The sequence below is a fragment of the Streptomyces sp. NPDC001744 genome (assembly GCF_042892575.1).
Lineage (GTDB): Bacteria > Actinomycetota > Actinomycetes > Streptomycetales > Streptomycetaceae > Streptomyces.
Genome location: NZ_JBIAUG010000018.1, coordinates 22,674 through 43,895, shown reverse-complemented (window position 1 = coordinate 43,895; position 21,222 = coordinate 22,674). Strand labels below are relative to the sequence as shown.

General features: G+C 73.7%; 18 protein-coding genes. 8 read left to right on the top strand and 10 right to left on the bottom strand.

All coding sequences use genetic code 11. The features are described from left to right. The first annotated feature begins 96 nt into the window (after nucleotides 1-96). Complete coding sequence (locus ACFYZY_RS21285) at nucleotides 97-2,220, top strand: PIG-L family deacetylase (protein WP_388696360.1); 2,124 nt, start codon at nucleotides 97-99, stop codon at nucleotides 2,218-2,220. 89 nt (nucleotides 2,221-2,309) lie between these two features. On the opposite strand, the gene ACFYZY_RS21280 is transcribed toward ACFYZY_RS21285, so the two are convergent. Further along, complete coding sequence (locus tag ACFYZY_RS21280; RefSeq protein ID WP_388696358.1) at nucleotides 2,310-3,554, bottom strand: cytochrome P450; 1,245 nt, start codon at nucleotides 3,552-3,554, stop codon at nucleotides 2,310-2,312. A 387-nt stretch (nucleotides 3,555-3,941) separates the two neighbouring features. On the opposite strand from ACFYZY_RS21280, the gene ACFYZY_RS21275 reads away from it, so the two are divergent. After that, complete coding sequence (locus tag ACFYZY_RS21275; RefSeq protein WP_388696355.1) at nucleotides 3,942-4,373, top strand: VOC family protein; 432 nt, start codon at nucleotides 3,942-3,944, stop codon at nucleotides 4,371-4,373. Nucleotides 4,374-4,580: 207 nt separating this feature from the next. Here the strand turns inward: ACFYZY_RS21275 and ACFYZY_RS21270 are convergent, their stop codons facing one another. The 6 genes from ACFYZY_RS21270 to ACFYZY_RS21245 all read right to left on the bottom strand — a co-directional run bounded on the left by ACFYZY_RS21270 (nucleotide 4,581) and on the right by ACFYZY_RS21245 (nucleotide 8,673). After that, entirely contained in the window at nucleotides 4,581-5,075 is a 495-nt protein-coding gene (locus ACFYZY_RS21270) for a GNAT family N-acetyltransferase (protein ID WP_388696353.1), read from the bottom strand. A gap of 42 nt (nucleotides 5,076-5,117) precedes the next feature. Next, a complete protein-coding gene (locus ACFYZY_RS21265) occupies nucleotides 5,118-5,642 on the bottom strand; it encodes an Imm21 family immunity protein (protein WP_388696351.1) in 525 nt (174 codons plus the stop codon). A gap of 54 nt (nucleotides 5,643-5,696) precedes the next feature. Further along, complete coding sequence (locus ACFYZY_RS21260) at nucleotides 5,697-6,056, bottom strand: hypothetical protein (protein ID WP_388696349.1); 360 nt, start codon at nucleotides 6,054-6,056, stop codon at nucleotides 5,697-5,699. A gap of 56 nt (nucleotides 6,057-6,112) precedes the next feature. Continuing rightward, complete coding sequence (locus ACFYZY_RS21255) at nucleotides 6,113-6,565, bottom strand: NUDIX hydrolase (RefSeq protein ID WP_388696346.1); 453 nt, start codon at nucleotides 6,563-6,565, stop codon at nucleotides 6,113-6,115. A gap of 25 nt (nucleotides 6,566-6,590) precedes the next feature. Then, on the bottom strand, nucleotides 6,591-7,229 hold the full coding sequence (locus ACFYZY_RS21250) for a hypothetical protein (RefSeq protein ID WP_388696343.1): 639 nt from the start codon (nucleotides 7,227-7,229) through the stop codon (nucleotides 6,591-6,593). 82 nt (nucleotides 7,230-7,311) lie between these two features. Then, on the bottom strand, nucleotides 7,312-8,673 hold the full coding sequence (locus tag ACFYZY_RS21245) for a glutamine synthetase family protein (protein ID WP_388696341.1): 1,362 nt from the start codon (nucleotides 8,671-8,673) through the stop codon (nucleotides 7,312-7,314). 776 nt (nucleotides 8,674-9,449) lie between these two features. Between ACFYZY_RS21245 and ACFYZY_RS21240 the strand changes: the two genes are divergently transcribed. From ACFYZY_RS21240 to ACFYZY_RS21230, 3 genes are all read left to right on the top strand, one after another. Next, nucleotides 9,450-10,127 carry a DUF3105 domain-containing protein gene (locus tag ACFYZY_RS21240; protein ID WP_388696338.1) on the top strand — a complete coding sequence of 226 codons (678 nt, stop codon included), beginning with the start codon at nucleotides 9,450-9,452 and terminating at the stop codon, nucleotides 10,125-10,127. A gap of 2 nt (nucleotides 10,128-10,129) precedes the next feature. After that, nucleotides 10,130-10,753: a DUF305 domain-containing protein gene (locus ACFYZY_RS21235; protein WP_388696336.1), complete on the top strand. Its 624-nt coding sequence runs from the start codon at nucleotides 10,130-10,132 to the stop codon at nucleotides 10,751-10,753. Nucleotides 10,754-10,880: 127 nt separating this feature from the next. Further along, nucleotides 10,881-11,300, top strand: a complete 420-nt coding sequence (locus ACFYZY_RS21230; RefSeq protein ID WP_388696334.1) for a CBS domain-containing protein — start codon at nucleotides 10,881-10,883, stop codon at nucleotides 11,298-11,300. 308 nt (nucleotides 11,301-11,608) lie between these two features. Here ACFYZY_RS21230 and ACFYZY_RS21225 read toward each other — a convergent pair whose 3' ends face one another. Both ACFYZY_RS21225 and ACFYZY_RS21220 read right to left on the bottom strand, forming a co-directional pair. Then, nucleotides 11,609-12,844 (bottom strand): MFS transporter, encoded by a 1,236-nt coding sequence (locus ACFYZY_RS21225; protein ID WP_388696332.1) that lies wholly within the window; start codon nucleotides 12,842-12,844, stop codon nucleotides 11,609-11,611. Between the two features lie 388 nt (nucleotides 12,845-13,232). Next, the gene (locus tag ACFYZY_RS21220; RefSeq protein WP_388696329.1) at nucleotides 13,233-14,249 is read right to left on the bottom strand and encodes an endonuclease/exonuclease/phosphatase family protein; all 1,017 of its coding nucleotides are present in this window, start codon (nucleotides 14,247-14,249) and stop codon (nucleotides 13,233-13,235) included. A 363-nt stretch (nucleotides 14,250-14,612) separates the two neighbouring features. Here ACFYZY_RS21220 and panB point away from each other — a divergent pair, with 363 nt between their 5' ends. From panB to ACFYZY_RS21205, 3 genes are all read left to right on the top strand, one after another. After that, nucleotides 14,613-15,488 carry a 3-methyl-2-oxobutanoate hydroxymethyltransferase gene (gene panB, locus ACFYZY_RS21215; protein ID WP_388696326.1) on the top strand — a complete coding sequence of 292 codons (876 nt, stop codon included), beginning with the start codon at nucleotides 14,613-14,615 and terminating at the stop codon, nucleotides 15,486-15,488. 297 nt (nucleotides 15,489-15,785) lie between these two features. Further along, complete coding sequence (locus tag ACFYZY_RS21210; protein ID WP_388696323.1) at nucleotides 15,786-16,778, top strand: ATP-binding cassette domain-containing protein; 993 nt, start codon at nucleotides 15,786-15,788, stop codon at nucleotides 16,776-16,778. Next, complete coding sequence (locus ACFYZY_RS21205; protein ID WP_388696320.1) at nucleotides 16,775-17,644, top strand: ABC transporter permease; 870 nt, start codon at nucleotides 16,775-16,777, stop codon at nucleotides 17,642-17,644. The genes ACFYZY_RS21210 and ACFYZY_RS21205 overlap by 4 nt, the downstream gene beginning before the upstream one ends. 42 nt (nucleotides 17,645-17,686) lie before the next feature. Here the strand turns inward: ACFYZY_RS21205 and ACFYZY_RS21200 are convergent, their stop codons facing one another. Further along, nucleotides 17,687-21,025 carry a BTAD domain-containing putative transcriptional regulator gene (locus ACFYZY_RS21200; protein ID WP_388696317.1) on the bottom strand — a complete coding sequence of 1,113 codons (3,339 nt, stop codon included), beginning with the start codon at nucleotides 21,023-21,025 and terminating at the stop codon, nucleotides 17,687-17,689. Between the last annotated feature and the right edge of the window lie 197 nt (nucleotides 21,026-21,222).

The window sequence follows — 21,222 nt, the reverse complement described above, 5'->3', positions numbered from 1 at the left end:
GTCTAGCTGTTCGCGAGACCCGCCCGCCCGTTCGACCGGCACACCCCGCCGGGGCTCGTCCGTCCGTCCGACCTCTCGAAAGTGCGTTGCCGACCCATGCCCACCCGCCTTCGCCGTTTCCGCCGCTCCGCCCTCCGGTCCCGCCGCAGGGCCGCCGTGACCGTGGTCACCGCCGCCCTGCTGGGCGCCGCCGCCGCCGGAGCCCTCACCATGACGGGAACGCCCGACGGAGGAGAGGCGCACGCGGTCTCCGAACCGCGAGGGGCCCGCGCCGTCCCGGGGGCCGAGGTGCCCGCTCAGCCCCGGACGGGCGCCGCCCTTCCGGCGGTCCGGCCGTCCGAGATACGGGTCAGGCCCGCCCGCACTCCGGCGGCCCCGGTCTCGGTGCTGCAGGTCGTCGCGCACCCGGACGACGACCTGTTCTTCATGAACCCGGACATATCCCACTCCCTCCGCTCCGGCAGTCCCCTGACCTCGGTCTACCTCACCGCCGGTGAGTCGGACGGCGTCAACGCCCGGTCGCGCCGCACCAAGACCGCGCCCGACAAGGCCGGCTACGCCGAGGCCCGGCAGAACGGCATACGGGCCGCGTACGCCGAGATGGCGACGGGCCGCAGGACGAGCCCCTGGATCCGGACCTCGATCCCCACGGCCGGCGGCGCATGGGCCGAGCTGGACACCCTGCGGGCGAAGCCGCAGATCAAGCTGGTGTGGCTGCAGATGCGCGAAGCCGGTTCCATCAGGGGGAACCGCCCGCACAGCCTCAACGGCCTCTGGCACGGCCGAATAACCAGGCTCGAGTCCCAGCGCTCCACCGGCACCCCGGTCCCCGCCGACTTCACGTACTCGAAGGACCAGGTCGTCGCGGTGCTGACCGGGCTCCTGGAGCGCTTCCGGCCGACCTTCGTGCGGATGCAGGACCCGAGTCCCGGCACGTACCCGAAGACGGGGGCGATCGCGGACCACCAGGACCACCTGTACGGGGCGCGGTTCCTGCAGGAGGCCCTCGCCCGGTACGCGAAGAAGCCCGGCCACCCGCACGTGGGCGTGCAGAACTACCTCGGCTATCCGACCAGCGGCCTGCCCCACACCCTCGACGCCGAGGCGGCGGGCGCGAAGCTGAAGACCCTGAAGACGTACGCGTGGCTGGACGGGGTCAGGGACTGCGGGACCCTCGCGGGCTGCGGAGACCTGAAGGTGGCCGCGCGCCCCTCCGGGCGGAACTGGACCCAGACGGTCCGTTACGCCCGGGGCACCTCCACCTCCTGGGTGCAGCGGGACGCGGACGGCGGCCTCCGCGCCTTCTCCGTCCTGGACGGACGGCTCGCGGTCTGGCGGAAGGCGGCGAACACCGCCGCGTGGCGGGGCCCGGAGCTGCTGCCCGGCGACGGCCTCGACAGCGGGGTCACCTCCGTGACCCTGCCGGACGGCCGCATCTCCGTCTACGGCACCCGGACGGTGCTCGTGAACTACCGCCGGGAAGTGGTGAGCACGACCCAGAAGACGCCGGGCGGCGCCTTCGGCCCGTGGCGCTCGCTCGGCACCCCCGAGCGGAACGACGCCACGAGCACCTCGGACATCAGCGCGCCCGCCGTGACCGCGGACGCCGACGGGCGGGCGGCCGTGTTCCTGCGGAACAGCCGCCGCCAGCTCGTCACCCGTGAGCAGCGCGCCGACGGCGGCTGGGGGCCGTGGCGGGTCCTGGGCGGCAAGGACCTGTCCGGCGATCCGGTGGCGGCGACGGACGCGAGCGGACGCGGGTACGTCTTCGCGAGCACTCCGAAGACCGTCCTGTCCTGGGCGCAGCGGTTCCCCGGCGGACCGGTGACGGGCCCGGTGGGGACGGGTCTGCCCATGACGACGCTGGCCCTGAGCGCGACCCGGATGCCGGACGGCGACGGGGTCCGCCTCTGGTTCCGCAAGCCCGCCTCCGGCGACCTGCGGAGCGCCGACTTCAGGGGGCCGAACCCGGCCGCCCCGTTCACCGAGCTCCCGGGCACCGGGGTCGCCGGCTTCGGCCCGGTGAGCGGCGGCGACGGCATCCTCGCGGTCCGCTCCCGCACCGGCTTCCTGGCGACCGCCTCGTACGGCAGGACGGGGGCGCGGCCGGCCTGGACGGTGGACCCGTTCCTCTTCTCGGGCGCGCCGGACGCGGGCACGGACGGGGTCGCGGCGATCGGCCTGGACGGCCGGCTGCACTGGACGCCGGCGGGTCGCTGAGCGGGGGCCCGGAAGTACGGGGCGCGGGGCGCGGGGCTCCGGGCCGTCGGGTACCAGAAGTACGGGGTCCCGGGTTCCGGGCCCCGCCCTCAGGCGTCGAGGAGGACGGGAAACGCCTCCAGGTCGTTCTGCGTCATCACGGGAAGCCTGCGGAGTCCGTCGTCGGGCACCGCGAGCCGCAGCCGGGGGAAGCGCGCGAAGAGGGCGGGCAGGGCGATCCCGGCCTCGAGGCGGGAGAGGGCCGCGCCGGGGCAGATGTGCGGGCCGTGTCCGAACGCCATGTGCCGCACGGGCGCGGGCCGGGTGACGTCGAACGCGTCGGCGTCGGGGCCGTGCTGTCCGGTGTCGCGCCCGACCGCCCGGTAGGAGACGACCACGCCCTCCCCCTCGGGGACGACGTCGTCGCCCACCTCGATGTCCTCGGTGGCGAACCGCATCAGGAGGTGGGTGGTCGGGGTGTCCCACCGCAGGGTCTCCTCGATCACGGCCTCCCAGGAGACCTCTCCGTCCAGGACCTTCCTCAGCTGGCCGGGGTGGGCGAGGAGGGCCCGTACGGCGTTGAGGATGAGCCCGATCGTCGTCTCGTGCCCGGCGGCGACCATCGCCTTGAGGTTGCCGATCACCTCCTCCTCGGTCAGCGGCTCGCCGCCCTCGTCGGCGAGGATCAGCGCGGAGGTCAGGTCGTCGGCGGGCCGCGCGGTCTTCTCGCGGACGAGACCGGCGTAGAAGACGTCCAGGTCGGCGAGGAGGGCGAGGCGTTCGTCCTGCGGGGTGAGCATGGAGAAGAACTTCTTGTACTGACGGGTCAGCATGGCGTTCTCGGCGGGGTCGACGCCCATCAGCATGCCGACGACCCGCATGGGGAGCGGCTGCGCGAACACGGCCTTGAGGTCGACGACGGCCCCGTCCCCGCCGCCCTCTTCGAGCGCGTCGAGGAGTTCGGCGGTGAACCTCTCGACGGCGGGGCGTATCGCTTCGAGGCGGCGGGGGGTGAGCGCCTGGGAGGTCTTGGCCCGCAGCCTGCGGTGCTCGTCGCCGTCGACGGTGAACATGGACCGCCCGGCGTCGATCATCCCGATGAGCGGCCACGCGTGCGTCACCTCGCCGCTCCGCCACCGGCTCCAGGCGCCGAGGTCCTTCACCAGACGGGGGTCCATCAGGAGCCGCCGGGCGTCGGCGTGCCGGGTGACGGCGAGGGCGGGCACGCCGAGCAGGTCGATCCGGGCCAGCGGTCCGGCGCCGCGCAGCCGCGCCGTCTCGCCGTCGAGGTCCCGGACCATCGGGTCGATAACGACGGTCCCGCCGGCCTGGGCGGCGGTGTGGGGGCATTTCACGAGGGGCTCCTGTCGTACGGGCGGGATGTGGGCGGGGCGGGCGGGGAACGGCGTGCGCGCCGCGCGGAAGAGCGGAGGACACGGCGGCCCGGTGCGGCCCCGGCGCGAGGAGGGCGCGCCACAAGTTCCGGACTCCCGGACGGCGACCGTACGCGCCGCGTCCGCGTGCTCAACGGTGGCTCACTATAGGGACGTTGCGTGTCGCGGGGACCTTCGTCCGCGACCGGTTCTCCGCGTCGTACGGCACGAAGGGGGACGTACCGGAAGGCGGGCCGGAAAGAACGGCGCTCCGGGGGGCCGTACCGGCGGGTCGGGGTGCGCGGAGCGGCTCTCCGGGCGACGGTGGGGTGGTCCTGCGGAATCCCCCGGCGGAGAAAGAGGAACCTCATGAACTGGACGCTGGAAGTCGTCCCCGTCCCGGTCACCGACGTGGACCGGTCGAAGGAGTTCTACGGCGAGAAGTGCGGCTTCACCGTCGACCTGGACAACGAGGTGGCCCCGGGCGTGCGGATCGTCCAGGTGACCCCGCCGGGTTCGCGCTGTTCGATCGCGCTGCTGAGCGGGATGCCGCCGATGCCGGGTACGAAGGAGACGCCTCCGGGCGGCCTGCACGGCCTCCAGCTCTGCGTCACGGACATCGAGGCGGCGCGGAAGGAGCTGGTGGACCGGGGCGTCGAGGTCTCGCCGGTGATGCACGTGGGCGCGACGGGCTGGGAGGAGGGGAAGGGCGACACCTGGAACTCGTTCATGACCTTCGAGGACCCGGACGGCAACGGCTGGGTGGTCCAGGAGGCCCCGTCGGAGCTGTCGGAACGCTGAACCGGACGGGCCCGGGGACCCGGGGGCCGCGCAGGCGCCGGGGTCCGGGGGCCGGACGACCGGGCGGGACTCGGACCGCCGGACAAACGGGCGGGGCCCGGACCGCCGGACAAACGGCCGGACCCCGGACCGCCGGGCAGACGGCCGGCACTCGGAGCCCCGGGCGGCCGGACAGACGCTCCGGAGTCCCGGGTGACCGGGCGGGCCTCAGAACCCCCGATAGAAGTGCCGGAGTCCCTCGCCCTCCGCGACGCACCGCATCCCGGCGGCCTCCATGACCCGGTGCGAGGCCGGGTTGTCCAGGTCGGCGTCGCCCTTCACCCCGGCGACGCCGGCCAGCCGCGCGGTTTCGAGGAGCGCGCGCAGGGCCTCGGAGGCGTACCCCTCCCCCCGTGCACCGGGCACGAGCCCGTACCCCACGGTGACGACCCCGACCTCGTCGGGCGGCCCGTGGAACCCGATCCCGCCGACGGCGGCACCCGTGTCCCGGAGCCGTATCTCGTACGGCCGGAACACCCCCGGGTCCCCGCGCCCGGCGACCCCCCGCAGGAACCCGGTGCACGCGCGGACGTCACCGTCCTGGGGGTACCCCTCCGCCCAGAGGTCCCCGGCGCGGGGCGCCCGAGCGACGATCCGCTCGGCCTCGTCGGCGGTCAGCGGGTGCAGGAGGAGTCGCGCGGTGGCGACGGGAGGGATCTTCACCCCGGAAGTCTGATCGGCCGCCGGGACGCCGGGCAACGGCTTTTACCAGGGCAGGAGCCGTACGACACCGACCCCGGTGTCCCCGCCTGTCGACTGGTGGGCGCCGACCCGCCACCGACCCGCCGGTATGTCGACATCGGCCTGCTCCGGCATCCGCGTGTCACCGGGGTACCGCACCCCGAGATCGGCCCCGGCGTCGGCGGAGTCCATGAGTACGGCGGCCCCGTCCGTCTCCCAGACGCCGCACTCCTCCCAGGAGGTACCGGGATCGCCCAGCAGGGCCTCGGCGGCGGCGACCGCCTCCTCCTCGGAACCGGCCCTGAGCCACCGCACAAAAGCCTGCCGCCCGGACAGGTAAAGCGTGGTGGCGGGCTCGTCCCCCAGTACGAGGACGTTCCCCTTGATCACCCCGGCGAGGCCCTCCACCGCGCAAGCCCTGTCATAGTCGTCCGGCGCCTCGCCACTTCCGACGAGAACGCCGTCCTCCGTGCACCCGCTCCACTTCCGAAACTCCGACACCGGCACCGCGACAAGCGGCCCGCCCATGGACCGAACCCAATTCCTCACGCGGTGAGCATGCCACCGCCCTGTGACAACGCCACGCGGCGAGCACCATCGGCCTCAGCACGGCTCCGACGGCTCGACCCGCCCGAGCGCCTCCGCGAGCGGGACGCCGGTCCGGGCGGCGGCGATGCGCCGGGCCCGCACCTGGGCCCGGGTCCGGGGCCGGAACTTCGGCTCCCGCCCGCACCCGCACGCCTCGAACCCCTCGTACCGCAGCCCGGCCCGGAGCACGACCGCGACGACCGACCACGCCTTCCGGTCGCTGCGGCGCGGCGCCGCGAAGTCGTGCCCGGCGCACAGCATCGGTTCGGAGCAGCGGGGGCACGGAGGCGCGGCGTCATGGGAGTACCGCTTGAAACTGACGCGGCAGGAGACGCACGCGTAGTGCAGCTTGTAATAGAAGGAGTAGGTGCACATGCCTGGACCGTACGGAGAAGACCGGTCCGAAGCCCACCGGTTAAACCGCCGCTTCCCTACGAAACGAACCGCTGTCCGTCATGAGCGCGCACATGGGGCCCGGCCCCCTCCATGGCATCGAGAAGCCGCACGGCGTACACCTCTGTCATCCGCTCCCGGACCTCGGCGGGAGTGAGCCACTCGACGGCGACGGCCTCGTCGGAGGTCCGCTCATCCCCGCCCACGGGCCGGCACCGGAACACCAGGGCGACGATCCCCCGGGCGAGGTTCTTGTAGACCCCGGTGAGTTGCCCGGCCTCGACCCGGACCCCGGTCTCCTCCAGCACCTCCCGCACGACCCCTTCCTGGGGAGTCTCGCCGAGTTCGAGAACACCGCCAGGCAACTCCCACGTACCGTTGTCGGCCCGGCGAATGGCCAGCAATCGCCCGTCCTCACGCACGACGGCCCCGGCCACGGAGACTGAGTGCAGAGGGGACGTCGACCGGGCTCCGGGGACGCTGTTGCTCATGCGCGGAAGCCTAGAAGGGTCCCCCTCAGCCGGTCTCCAGGACCACGGCGGGAAGCGACTCCTCCAGGACCCGGGCGCGGGGCAGGGAGAGACCGAAGTGCCGTTCCAGGACGTGCAGTGAGGTGCGGTGGACGCCACGGGGAGGAAGGCTCTCGTCGGGCAGGCCGGCCTCCGCGAGCAGCCGCTCGACGTGCGGGGCGACGCCGGGGTCCCCTTCCACACCGGCGGAGCCCCACGAGCGGTCCAGGTGGAGGTTGAGGTCGCACATGACGCGCCCGTCGTGGAAGTACCGGAAGAACGGCGGTACCGGCTTGCCGTTCTCCTCCTCGAACTCCAGGTGGAAGACGTGGGCACCGCCGCGCGAGACGGGCTCCAGGCTCTCGAACTCGCCCTGCCAGAGCCCGTACATGACGGCGAAGACCCACGCGCCGTCCCGGCCGAGGCGCAGAGCCATCTCCTCGGAGTCGTACGCGTACTCCAGCTCCTCGATCAGGTCCACGCCGGTCAGCTCGCCCAGCGGACGCACGGTGCGCCGGTCCCCGTACGCCGCCTCCGCGAGCCGGGACGCAAGCCCTTCCTCGTCCAGGCCGCGCGCCAGCACCACGCCGTAGCCGCCGTACGCGACCGCACGGGGAGCGGCGAGCCAGGTTATTCCGTCGGTCATGCCCACCATGGTGACGGACGGCGGAACGGCCCGGGGCCGGCGGCGCACGGCCGCCGGCCCCGGGCCGCGCCGACCGAGGGGGTCACAGCACCGGCAGGTTCTTCCGCAGCTCGAACGCCGTGACCTCGGAGCGGTACTCCTCCCACTCCTGCTTCTTGTTGCGCAGGAAGAAGTCGAAGACGTGTTCGCCCAGGGTTTCCGCGACCAGTTCGCTCTTCTCCATCAGGGCGATCGCCTCGCCGAGGTTCTGCGGGAGGGGTTCGATGCCCATCGCGCGGCGTTCCGAGTCGGAGAGGGCCCAGACGTCGTCGTCGGCACCCGCCGGGAGTTCGTAGCCCTCCTCGATGCCCTTGAGGCCGGCGGCGAGGAGGACCGCGTAGGTGAGGTACGGGTTGGCGCCCGCGTCGATGGAGCGGACCTCGACGCGGGAGGAGCCCGTCTTGCCCGGCTTGTACATGGGGACGCGGATGAGGGCCGAGCGGTTGTTGTGGCCCCAGCAGATGTACGAGGGGGCCTCGCCGCCCGAGCCCGCCGTGCGGGAGGAGCCGCCCCAGATGCGCTTGTACGAGTTGACCCACTGGTTGGTGACGGCGGAGATCTCGCCGGCGTGCTTCAGGAGGCCCGCGATGAAGGAGCGGCCCACCTTGGAGAGCTGGTACTCCGCGCCCGACTCGTAGAAGGCGTTCCGGTCGCCCTCGAAGAGGGAGAGGTGGGTGTGCATGCCCGAACCCGGGTACTCCGAGAACGGCTTGGGCATGAAGGTGGCCTGCACGCCCTGTTCGAGGGCCACCTGCTTCATGACCAGGCGGAAGGTCATGATGTTGTCGGCGGTCGAGAGCGCGTCGGCGTAGCGGAGGTCGATCTCCTGCTGGCCCGGGGCGCCCTCGTGGTGGGAGAACTCCACCGAGATGCCCATCGATTCGAGCATCGTGATGGCCTGGCGGCGGAAGTCCATGCCGACGTTCTGCGGCGTGTGGTCGAAGTAGCCCGAGTTGTCGGCCGGGGTGGGCCGGGAGCCGTCGAGCGGCTTGTCCTTGAGGAGGAAGAACTCGATCTCGGGGTGGGTGTAGAAGGTGAAGCCCAGGTCCGAGGTCTTGGCGAGGGCCCGCTTGAGGACGTAGCGCGGATCCGCGAAGGACGGGGAGCCGTCCGGCATGAGGATGTCGCAGAACATCCGGGCCGTGCCCGGGGCCTCCGCGCGCCACGGCAGGATCTGGAAGGTGCCCGGGTCCGGCTTGGCGATCATGTCCGACTCGTAGACGCGGGCGAAGCCCTCGATCGCGGAGCCGTCGAATCCGATGCCCTCGTCGAACGCCTGCTCCAGTTCGGCGGGGGCCACGGCCACCGACTTGAGGAAGCCGAGCACGTCGGTGAACCACAGGCGCACGAAGCGGATGTCGCGCTCTTCGAGCGTACGGAGCACGAATTCCTGCTGCTTGTCCATTTCCACACCCATCCTCGCTGGTCGGGCCGCCTGATCCCACCGCCTCGGGTTCGTCGGGGGCACCTGAGCATCCCACCACATGGTTTCGCGCACGTTGCACACCCATACTGCCCGCTCAACGGTGGCCCGGGTAACGGGGGAGGGACGGCTCCGGGCCCCCGTTCCCCCCTTTCCCCGCCCGCCCGCCGGTACCCGCGGGTACCCCGTTCGGCCCACGGGGGGCCTTCGCCCACTACGATCTGCCCCCATGGGGGGACCGCGGCTCGTACGCCCGTTCCGGCACGCACGTCCCACGGCGCTGGTGAGTGCCGTGGCGACGCTCCTCGCCATGCTCTTCCTCTGTTCCGGGACGGGTCCGGAAGCCCGCCACGGGGCCCGGGCGGAACAGCGGGCGTCGACGGTGAGCCCGGTCTCCGCCGAGTACGTCTGTCCTCACGACCGGAACGGCTGCTCACTCGTCCCCTCCCCCTCCCCCGCGGTGCTCGGCGCGCCCCCGCTCGATCCCCCGCTCCACGCGGCGGACGGGCTTCCGCGCCTCGCCCCGGCCTCCGGCGACGGGCCGGCGCGCCGTTCGGGCGTCCGGCCGCGCGCGCCGGACCTGCACGTCCTTCAAGTTCTCCGGACATAGCGGCGACGGGCCTCCCGCCCCCGTCCGCACGTCCGTCCCCGGACCCCAGCCGTCCCCGGACACCGCCCGTTCCCGAAGAATCCCCGAAGAACTCCCGGGACCCCTCCGCGGGTTTCCCGAAGACTTCCCGAAGAAGGACGACACCACCATGGCCGCCAACCGTTCCGCCACCGCCGACCGCCGCGCCCGAATAGAGGAGATGCGCCGCGCCGAACAGGCCCGTGAGCGCCGCAACCGTCTGATCACCATCGGCGTCTCCGCCGTCGTCGTGCTGGGCCTCGTCGGCTTCGGCTCCTTCGTCCTGATGAAGAAGTCCGACGAGCGGGAGCAGAAGGAAGCCGCCGCCAAGGCCCCGATCTCCGCCGAGAAGAGCTGGGACCCGGCCAAGCTGGGCCGCAACCACGTCGAGACGGCCGTGAAGTACGACATGAAGCCGCCGGTCGGCGGCGACCACAGCCCGGTGTGGATGAACTGCGACGGCGACGTCTACACGAAGGCGATCCCCGAGGTGAACGCCGTCCACTCGCTGGAGCACGGCGCCGTCTGGGTCACCTACACCAAGAAGGCCCCCGAGGCCGACGTGAAGAAGCTGGCCGACAAGGTCGGTAAGACCAAGTACTCGCTGATGAGCCCCGTGGACGACCAGACCGGGGCGATCATGCTGTCCGCCTGGGGCAAGCAGGTGACCGTGGACGGCGCGGACGACCCGCGCGTGGACGCCTTCTTCACCAAGTACGTGCAGGGGCCGCAGACCCCCGAGCCGGGCGCGGCCTGCACGGGCGGTCTCGACGCGAGCGGCGCGGGCGGTGCGGGGATGGGGCAGTGAGGGTGGGCCGCACGCAGGGCGCGGCGGTCACCGCCGTCGTCCTCGCGCTGCTCTTCGCCGGGGGCGCCGTCACCGTCGCCTCCGCGGACCGCGACGAGGCCCCCGCCACCCCCGTCTCCACGTCTGCGGACGCCGGGTTCGCCCGGGACATGGCGGTCCACCACCAGCAGGCCGTCGAGATGTCGTTCATCGTCCGGGACCGGACGAAGGACGAGGCCGTGCGCCGGCTCGCGTACGACATCGCCAACACGCAGGCCAACCAGCGGGGCATGATGCTCGGCTGGCTCGACCTGTGGGGGCTGCCCAAGAACGAGTCCGGCGTCGAGCCGATGACCTGGATGGGCATGGGCGGCTCGGGCGGCACCGGCCCGCTGGACGGGGCGCTCATGCCGGGCATGGCGACCAAAAAGCAGATCGAGGAGTTGCGGAGGGCCGGGGGCCGGGAGGCCGAGGTCCTGTACCTGAAGCTCATGACCGAGCACCACAGGGGCGGGGTCCACATGGCCGAGGGCTGCGTACGGAAGTGCTCCGTGGGCGCCGAACGCGCGCTCGCCCAGGGCATGGTCGACGCGCAGAAGTCCGAGATGCTGCTGATGGCGGACATGCTGAAGGAGCGCGGGGCCTGACCGTCCGGCCCCCGTACGGCTCCACGGCCCCCGTGACCCGCTGCGGTCGCGGGGGCCGTGCCGCGCGCCGACAATGAGGGGGCTCGGGGACTCGTACGACGACGTTCGACGAAAGGCACGCGACCCCATGACCACGGCGAAGGACATCATGCACTCCGGGGCCCGCTGGATCCCGGCCCACGAGACGCTCGACCGCGCCGCGCAGCTGATGCGCGACCTGAAGGTGGGCGCGCTGCCCATCGCCGACGAGAACGAGCGGCTCTGCGGCATCATCACGGACCGCGACATCGTCGTCGGCTGTGTGGCCATGGGTCACGACCCGGCCAAGGTCACCTGCGGCGAGATGGCGAAGGGCACTCCGCGCTGGGTGGAGGCGGGCGCGGACGTGGGCACCGTCCTGGAGGAGATGCAGAGCCACCGGATCAAGCGGATTCCCGTCATCGAGGACAAGCGGCTCGTCGGCATGATCAGCGAGGCCGAGCTGGCGCAGCACCTGTCGGACGAGCAGATCAGGGCGTTCTGCGTGAGCGTCTACGCCGAGTCCTGACGGGCCGGTCGAAAACGGGACCGGCCCTGACGGTCCGGTCCTGACGGTCCGGTCCTGACGGTCCGGTCCTGACGGGCCGGTCCTGACGGGCCGGTCCTGACGGGTCCGTCGGGACCGGACGGACGAAGGCGGGCCCGTCCAGGGCCGGACGGTCGAGGACGGGCCGCTCCAGGGCCGGACGGTCGCCCGGCGGGTGCTCCGCGCGCCCGCCGGGCGGCCGTCCGTCGGAGGGCGGGGCTCGGAGAGGTGCCGGTGGCCGTCGGACGGCAGGATCCCGGCGGAGGGCTCCGCCGGGACCGGGCCTTCCGTCACGAACCGCCGGCGGGGGCCTCCTGCCGGCCGGCGACCGGGTCGGCCGCTCCCGGGGCGCTTCCCGTCACGACGCGGGAGGATCCTTCCGGTGCCCGGCGGTCGAGCAGGCCCGCCACCACGGCGATCACCAGGCCGGCGGCGGTGAGGGCCGCGCCGACGAGGGCCGGGGAGGTCCAGCCCCAGCCGGCGGCGACGGCCGCGCCGCCCGCCCAGGCGCCGCCCGCGTTCGCGAGGTTGAAGGCCGAGTGGTTGGAGGCGGAGGCGAGCGTCGGGGCGTCCTTGGCCTTGTTCATGACCAGCATCTGGAGCGGGGTGGTGGTCATGAAGCCGACCGCGCCGAGCACCACGACCGTGACCAGGGCCAGCCAGGGCACGTGGACGGTGAAGCGGAAGGCGACCAGGGCGAGGACGAGGGCGGCGAGCGAGCCGTACAGGGTGGGGCGCAGCGCCCGGTCGGTCAGGGGCCCGGCGGCGAGCGCGCCGCCGGTCATCCCGAGCCCGAAGAGGGCGAGGACGATCGTGACGGTGGAGTCGCCGAAGCCCATCACCTCGGTCGTCATCGACGCGAGGTAGGAGTAGACGGCGAAGACGCCCGCGAAGCCGAAGACGGCGGTGAGCAGACCGAGCAGCACCTGCGGGCGGCCGAGGGCGCGCACCTCGCGGCCCAGGCCCCGCCGCTCGTCGAAGGGGATGTGCGGGACGAGGCGGGCGAGCGCGGCCATGGCGAGCAGGCCGATCGCGGAGACCACCAGGAAGGTGGCGCGCCAGCCGAGGTGCTGGCCGAGCAGGGTCGCGGCCGGTACGCCGAGGATGTTGGCGACGGTGAGGCCGAGGAACATGGTGGCCACCGCCCGCGCCTGCCGTCCCTCGCGGACCAGGCGGGCGGCGACGACCGCGCCGAGGCCGAAGAAGGCGCCGTGCGGGAGGCCGGCGAGGGCCCGGCCCGCGACGAGCCAGCCGAAGCCGGGGGCGAGGGCGGAGGCGAGGTTGCCGACGGTGAAGAGGGCCATCAGCAGGAGCAGCATCCGCTTGCGCGGGAGGCGGGAGCCGAGCGCGGTGAGCAGCGGGGCGCCGACGACCACCCCGATCGCGTACGCCGAGACGAGGTGTCCGGCGGTGGGGACGGAGGTGCCGAGGTCGTCGGCGACCTGGGGCAGGAGGCCCATCATCACGAATTCGGTGGTGCCGATGCCGAAGGCGGAGACGGCGAGCGCGAACAGCGCCAGGGGCATGGGGAGCCTTTCCGGAAGTTAGTTCTTCTGCGGAACAAAGTGTCGCAGGTGAAATGTTCCCGGCGGCTTCGAGGGGGACGATCGGGGGGCAAGGGGGGCTGCGGGGGCCGAGGAGGGGGCTGCGGGACGGGACCGGACGGGGAAGCCCGTACGGGGTCCGGGGACCCGTACGGGGTCCGGGGACCCGTACGGGGGGCGCGGGAGCCCCGTACGCGGTCCCCGGAGCCCTGTACGGGATCCCCGAGTCCCGTACGGGGTCCCGAAGTTCCCTACGGGGCCGGAGTCCCGTACGGGTCGGCTCAGAGCCCCTACGGGACTCCCTCGGGCCCGTACGGGCCCCCGGAAAGCCCGGCGCGGGCCGGGCGGGGCCGGGCGCCCGTGGGCGGGCTCAGAGCCTCACGCGGGCCGCGATCGGGAGGTGGTCGCTCTTCGTGGCGGGCAGCGCCCAGGAGGAGACGGGCTCGACGTTCTTGACCATGATCTGGTCGATGCGGGCCATCGGGAACGAGGTGGGCCAGCTGAAGCCGAAGCCGTCGCCGGCGGCCCCCTGGGTGGAGCGGAGCTGCGAGGTGACGGCGGTGAGGGCGCGGTCGTTCATGGTGCCGTTGAGGTCGCCGAGGAGGATGATCCGCTCGCGCGGGTCGTGGGAGATGGCCTCGCCGAGCGCGTTGGCGCTGGTGTCGCGCTGGTTGGCGGTGAAGCCCGCGTCCATCCTGACCCGCACGGAGGGCAGGTGGGCGACGTACACGGCCAGCTCGCCCTTGGGGGTCACGACGGAGGCGCGCATGGCGCGGGTCCAGCCCATGTGGATGTCCACGGGCTGCGCGGCGCGCAGCGGGAGCTTGCTCCAGAGCCCGACGGTGCCCTGGACGGAGTGGTACGGGTACGCCTCGGCGAGGCCCTTCTCGTAGACCGGGACCATCTCGCCCCTCAGCTCCTCCAGGGCGAGCACGTCGGCGCCGGAGCCGGCGAGCTGCCGGGCGGCTCCCTCGGGGTCCGGGTTGTCGGCGTTCACGTTGTGGGTGGCCACGGTCAGGTCGCCGCCGGAGGACGACTTGTCGGCGACGAGGCCGCCGAAGAGGTTCAGCCACACCGCGCCCGGCAGCAGCAGGGCGATCAGCGCGGTGGCGGACCGGCGGAGCAGGGCGAGGACGAGCAGGACCGGCAGGAAGACGCCGCACCAGGGCAGGAAGGTCTCCGTGAGGCTGCCCAGGTTGCCGACCCGGTTGGGGATGTCGGCGTGGAAGACCATCAGGAGGGTGAGCGCCAGGGAGACCAGCGCGAGCAGGATGCCCCGGCGCCAGATCCCCCGGTCCCGGCGGAGCCGGGCGAGGGCGGTCCGGAACCGGGAGCGCCCGCCGTTCGCGCCGTCGTACTCGGTCTCCGTCATGTCCACCCGCGTCATCGCCTGTCCTCACTGCTGCCTTGCCGCCGTGCGCCGTACCGCCTCGCCGCGACCCTAGGCGATCACGGGACGGCGGTACTCACCCAGGGACGACGCCCGCGCGTGGCGGGTTCCTGCGGAAGGCCGTTACGCGACGGTTGTGACAGAACGCGCACATGCGTACGGGTCCGCGCCCCGGCGCCGGGCGGCGGGGCGGAGCCCCCGTGGTGTCCCCGGCCGTCCGGCGGCCGGGCCCGTCCATGACGGCGGTGTGAACAGCGCCACTGCGGCCCACTTCCCCGCCCGCCCGCCGAAGTGCCACCATGGATGCGGTCCGGGGACGCCGTGAGGGCGCCTCGAGATGACGACAAGGAGCCGTTCGCCATGACGCTTCAGGCTGCCCAGAACCCGCCCGCCGACCACAGCGGCAGCACCAACAAGTCGCTGTACGGGGGGAAGGGCACCCGCCGCATCACCGTCCACGACATCGCCGCCGCCAAGGCGCGCGGCGAGAAGTGGCCCATGCTCACCGCCTACGACGCGATGACCGCCTCCGTCTTCGACGAGGCCGGCATCCCCGTGATCCTCGTCGGCGACTCGATGGGCAACTGTCACCTCGGCTACGACACCACCGTGCCCGTCACGATGGACGAGATGACCCTGCTCTCCGCCGCCGTCGTGCGCGGGACCAGGCGGGCCCTCGTCGTCGGGGACCTGCCCTTCGGTTCGTACCAGGAGGGGCCCGTCCAGGCCCTGCGCAACGCCACCCGGCTCGTCAAGGACGCCGGTGTCGGCGCGATCAAGCTGGAGGGCGGCGAGCGCTCGCTGCCGCAGACCGAGCTGCTGGTCCAGGCGGGCATCCCCGTCATGTCCCACCTGGGCCTCACCCCGCAGTCCGTCAACACCATGGGCTACCGGGTGCAGGGCCGCTCGGACGAGGCCGCCCACCGGCTGCTCCGCGACGCCAAGGCGGCGCAGGACGCGGGCGCGTTCGCGGTCGTCCTGGAGCTCGTGCCGGCCGAACTGGCCGCCGAGGTCACCCGTTCGCTGGACATCCCGACCATCGGCATCGGCGCCGGTGCCGGGACCGACGCGCAGGTCCTCGTCTGGACCGACATGGCCGGTCTGACCGGCGGCAGGGTGCCGCGCTTCAGCAAGCAGTACGCGAACCTCCGCGAGACGCTCGGCGACGCCGCGCGCGCCTTCGCCGAGGACGTCTCCGGCGGGGCGTTCCCGGCCGAGGAGCACACCTTCCACTAGGTCGTGTCCGGAACGTAGCGCCGTCTGCCCGGAGGGCAGGGGTCGCGGCGTCCGGTGCGTGCGATCGCAAGGCACCGGGACGCCCTCGTAGCGGAGCTACTGGGGCATTTCGGCAACGCGGTGAGCGTGCGTGCCGGGCGCCGCGACCCAGGCGGGACTTTCCGGACACGACCTAGGGGTCCGGGGTCCTCCCGGAAGCTCGGGAACGCCCCCGCCGACAGCCCGCCGACAGCCCCGTCGGCGGGCTGTCGGCCGTCTGTCGGGGGACTGTCGGTGGCGTCCTGTTTCCTGAGGGACATGACGCGATCACACACCAACGCCGTCGAGGTCCGGGGCCTCGTGAAGCACTTCGGCAAAACGAAGGCCCTCGACGGGGTCGACCTGGACGTCCGGGAGGGCACGGTCCTCGGGGTGCTCGGCCCCAACGGCGCCGGGAAGACCACGCTCGTCCGCTGCCTGTCCACCCTGCTCGTCCCGGACGCCGGGACCGCCTTCGTCGCCGGGTACGACGTGGTGCGCCAGCCCCGCCAGCTGCGCCGCACCATCGGCCTCACCGGCCAGTACGCCTCGGTCGACGAGAAGCTGTCCGGCCGGGAGAACCTCTACATGATCGGGCGGCTGCTCGACCTCTCCCGCAAGGACGCCCGGAGCCGTGCCGACGAGCTCCTGGAGCGCTTCTCCCTCACCGAGGCCGCCGGGCGGCCCGCGATGAACTACTCGGGCGGCATGCGCCGGCGGCTCGACCTGGCCGCCTCGATGATCGGGAACCCCGCCGTCCTCTACCTGGACGAGCCGACGACCGGTCTCGACCCCCGCACCCGCAACGAGGTCTGGGACGAGGTGCAGCGGATGGTCTCCGAGGGCGCCACGGTCCTGCTCACCACCCAGTACATGGAGGAGGCGGAGCAGCTCGCGAGCGAACTGACCGTCATCGACCGCGGCAGGGTCATCGCCAACGGCAAGGTGGACGACCTCAAGGCCCGGGTCGGCGGCCGCACCCTGAAGGTGCGCCCGGTGGACCCGGCCGACCTGACCGCCATGGCCGCCGCGCTCCGCGAGACCGGTCTCGACGGCGTCGCCGGCGCGACCGTCGTCACCGACGAGGGCGCGCTGTACGTGCCGATCCTCGCCGACGAGCAGCTGACCGCCGTCGTGGGCCTGCTCGGCGCGCGCGGCTTCGGCATCGCCCACATCGGCACCCACCTGCCCAGTCTGGACGAGGTGTTCCTGGCGATCACCGGCCAGAAGACGTCCGCGTCCGACGCGCTTCCCGAGGAGGTCGCCGCATGAGCGCCACCACCACGACCACCCAGCTCTCCAAGCCCTCCGCGGACGGCCCGGACACGGGCGCGGACCGGGCCCGGACGCTGCCCGACGAGGGCCGGATCGGCCTGCGGGCCAACCTGCGCCACATCGGCGCCCTGGCCCGCCGCAACGCCCTCCAGATCAAGCAGGACCCGGAGTCGATGTTCGACGCCGTCCTGATGCCGATCATCTTCATCCTGCTGTTCGTGTACGTCTTCGGCGGCGCGATCGCCGGCAAGGGCAACAACGACGCGTACGTGAACTACGTGACGCCCGGTCTGATGGCGATGATGGGCATGAACATCGCGATGGCCGTCGGGGTCGGCATCAACGACGACTTCAAGAAGGGGGTCATGGACCGGTTCCGGACGATGCCGATCGCCCGGTCCTCCGTCCTGATCGCCAAGATCGTCGTCGAGGTCGGCCGGATGCTGGTCGCCACCGCGATCCTGCTCGGCATGGGCTTCCTGCTCGGCCTGGACATCAAGACCTCGGTCCTCGGCCTCCTCGCCGCGATCGGCCTGTCGATGGTCTTCGGCGCCTCGCTGATGTGGATCTTCATCCTGCTCGGGCTCACCGTGAAGACGGCGCAGGCCGTCCAGGGGATGGCCATGCTGGTCCTGATGCCGCTCCAGTTCGGTTCGTCGATCTTCGCCCCGCCGACCTCGATGCCCGGCTGGCTGGAGACGTTCACCGACTACAACCCGCTCTCCAACCTCGCGGACGCCGCGCGGAACCTGGTCAACGGCGGCCCGGTCGCCCACTCGGTGTGGATGACGCTCGGCTGGTCGGTCCTGATCACGGTCGTCACGGCACCCCTCGCGGTCGCCAAGTTCCGCAGGAAGACCTGAGCCGGCGGCGAGAACCCCCCTCGGGATCGGCCCCCTCGGGGATCAGGACTCGGCGCGTCCTCTGATCGCGTCGGCGGCGCGTCCGAGCAGGGCGGCGGCCTCCTCCAGGGAGAGGCCGTCGCCCTCGGCGCGTGCCGCCCCGAACTCCCCGTCGCCGAGCACGGACCGGGCCAGGGCGGTGGCCCGCTCCTGCTGTTCCCGCTCCGCCGGCGACAGCAGGTGCCCCGGCGGGACCAGCGCGTCCCTGGCCCCGAGCAGCACCGCGCCGGTCCGCGCCTCCGGTCCGCCGAGCCCCGCGAGCGCCCAGGCGGCGACGGTCAGGTGCGCCGCCGGCATCTGCGGGCCGATCATCATGGACAGCGGCTCCAGGGAGCGCTCGTACGCCTCCGCCGCGAGGACGAGCCCGGAGCCGTACCGGCCGTCCAGGACGTCCAGCCAGCCCAGGCCGCCGAGGGTGAAGCCCTCGAAGAGGGCGAGGGTCTCGGTGTCGAACTCCTTCCGCAGCGTCAGGAGGTGCTCGCGGGCCTCGGCGGTGCGCCCCGCGCGGCCGAGCGCCACGCCGAGGAACATGCGGGCGCCGACCCGGGGTTCGTGGCCCAGGCCGTGGTCGCCGTCCAGGATCTCGCGCAGGATCGCCTCGCCCTCGTCGAGCCGGCCGGACTCGACGAGCGTGCCGGCGTACCGGGCCCGCAGGAGCAGCACCTGCGCCTGGGCGCCGATCCGTTCGGCGTAGCCGATGGCGGCGGTGAAGTCCGCGGCCGCCTCCTCGAACTCCAGCCGCCGTTCCCTGGCCTCCGCGCGGGAGGAGAGCGCCTCGGCCGCGCCCCAGGCGTCACCGAACCGGACGAAGACCTCCAGGCTCTCGTCGGCGTCGGCGATGGCCTCGGCGGCCCGGTCGCCCCGGTTGGCGAGCATGTTGGCGCGCAGCTGGAGCACGTTGGCGAGGTCCCAGTCGTAGCCGTACCGGCGGCAGGCGTCGACGGTGACGTCGAGCAGTTCGCCGAGCCGGTCGGCCTCCCCGGCGAGGAGGAGCGCGAAGAAGGCGTAGGTGCCGGGCAGCCGGCAGGACTGGGGCAGGCCGGGGTCGTACACGGCGGTCATCTCGCGCAGCCGCCGCACGCCCTCGGGGCTGGTCCAGCGGCCGGTCTGGTGGCTCATGTTGATCAGTTCGACGAGTCTCACCCCGCGCCGGGCCTCCCACCGCTGCTCCTCGGAGAGCGGCGGCGGCGCGGCCGTGCACGGCTCGTACAGGGGCACGACGGGGGCGGCGGGCGGCGCGAACGGGTCGGGTCCGAGGGCCGCGGCGGCCTCGGTCCAGTACAGGGCGTCGGTGCGCAGGTCGCGCATCTGCCAGTACCAGAGCAGGCAGTGGACGAGGACGAGCGCCTCGTCCTCGTCGCGGGCGTCGACGGCCCGGCGCAGGGCGGTGCGGAGGTTGCCGTACTCGGCCCCGAAGCGGGCGATGGCGGCGACCTGCCCCGGTCCGCGCAGCTCGGGGTCGGTGCGGCGGGCCAGCTCCCGGTAGTACGTCAGGTGCCGCCGCTCCACCGCGGTCCGCTCCCCGGCCTCCTCCAGCCGCTCCCGCGCGTACTCCGCCACCGTTTCGAGCAGCCGGTAGCGCATCCCCGCCTCGCCCGGCGAGGCGACCACCAGCGACTTGTCGACCAGCGCGCCCAGGGCGTCCAGCACGTCCCCGGTGCCGTCGCCGACGCACACCGCCTCCGCCGCCGCCAGGTCGCACCCGCCCGTGAACACCGCGAGGCGCCGCAGCACCGCCCGCTCCGCCCCGTCGAGCAGGTCCCACGACCAGTCCACCACCGCCCGCAGCGTCTGCTGGCGCGGCAGCACCGTCCGCGCCCCCGCCGTCAGCAGCCGGAAGCGGTCGTCGAGCCGGTCCGCGATCTGCCGCACCGACAGCATCCGCAGCCGCGCCGCCGCCAGTTCGATCGCCAGGGGCAGCCCGTCCAGGCGCCGGCACACCTCCTCCGCCGCCTCCCGGTCCTCCCCCACCGAGAACCCCGGCCGCGCCGCCGCGCCCCGCTCCCCCAGCAACCGCAGCGCCGTCCCCGTCGGCAGCGGTCCCAGCGGCCGCACCGCCTCCCCCGGCACCCCCAGCGGCTCCCGGCTCGTCGCCAGGATCCGCAGCCCGGGGCAGCGGGCGAGGAGGGTCTCGGCCAGCCCGGCGGCGGCGCCGACCACGTGCTCGCAGTTGTCGAGGAGCAGCAGCATCCGGCGGCCGGCGCAGTGCTCGACGAGCCGGGCGAGGGGGTCGTTCCCGGCCCGCAGCTCCTCGGCGCCCGCGCCGCGCAGAACGGTCTCGCGGGCGCCGACGGCCGCGAGGACGGCCTCGGGCACGGCCTCCGGAGCGGTGACGGGGGCGAGTTCGGCGACCCAGACGCCGTCCGGCCAGGCTCCGGCGCCGCGTTCGGCCGCCTCCTGCGAGAGACGGGTCTTCCCGGCGCCGCCGGGGCCGAGCAGGGTGACGAGCCGGGCCGTCCGCAGGTCCTCCTGGAGGGCGGCGATCTCCTCGTCGCGGCCGACGAAGCTGGTGAGCCGCGCGCGCAGGTTGCCGGGGACGGGAGCGGGGGCGGGGAGGGGCGCGGGAGCGGCGGCGGACGCGGGTACGGGTACGGGTACGGATTCCGGCTCCGGAACGGACGCGGGCGCGAGCAGTTCCGCGTGGAGGGCCCGCAGGGCCGGGGACGGGTCCGTGCCGAGGCGGCGGGCGAGGGCGCGGCGGACCTCCTCGTAGGCGGCGAGGGCCTCGGCCGCCCGGCCGGTGTCGCGGAGGGCGCGGATCCTGAGGGCCTGGAGGGGCTCGTCCAGGGGATGGGACGCGCAGAGGTCGGTCAGGCCCGGGAGGGCGGCGGGCGCGTCCCCGAGGGCCAGGGCGGCTTCCAGCCGGGCGCGGCGGGCGTCGAGGCGGCGGGCCTCCCAGCGGGGGGCCTCCGCGCCCCGGTCCGGAAGGTCGGCGAGCGCGGGACCGCGCCAGAGGGCCAGGGCCCCGTCGAGGAGGGCGGCGGCGCGGGCCGGGTCGCCGGCGCCGAGCGCGGCCACGCCCCCGGCGGTGAGGCGCTCGAAGCGGTGGGCGTCCACGTCCTCGGGCCGGGCGTCGAGCCGGTAGCCGCCGTCGGCGGAGACCACCCGGTCCCGGCCGAGGGCCCTGCGCAGCCGTCCGACGAGGGCCTGGAGCGCGGCGACCGCGTCGGCGGGCGGCTCGTCGCCGTGCCAGACCTCGTCCACGAGGTCCGCCACGGGCACGGCGCGGCCCGCCCGCAGGGCGAGGACGGTGAGCAGCGCGCGGACCCGGGGGCCGCCGACGGGCACGCCGGTGCCGTCGGGCGCGTGGACGAGGGTGGGGCCGAGGACGGAGTAGCGCACGGGCCCATTCTCCGTGAGTCCGCGAACCCGCTCTCCGCGGGGAGCGGAAACGGGGGCGGAGGGCGGAGGGCGGAGGGCGGAGGGCGGGGGCGGAAGTCGGACGCCGGGGGGCGGGGGCCGGGGCTCCGGGGCGGAGGCCGGACGCCGGGGGGGCGGGGGCCGGGGCTCCGGGGCGGAGGCCGGACGCCAGGGGGGCG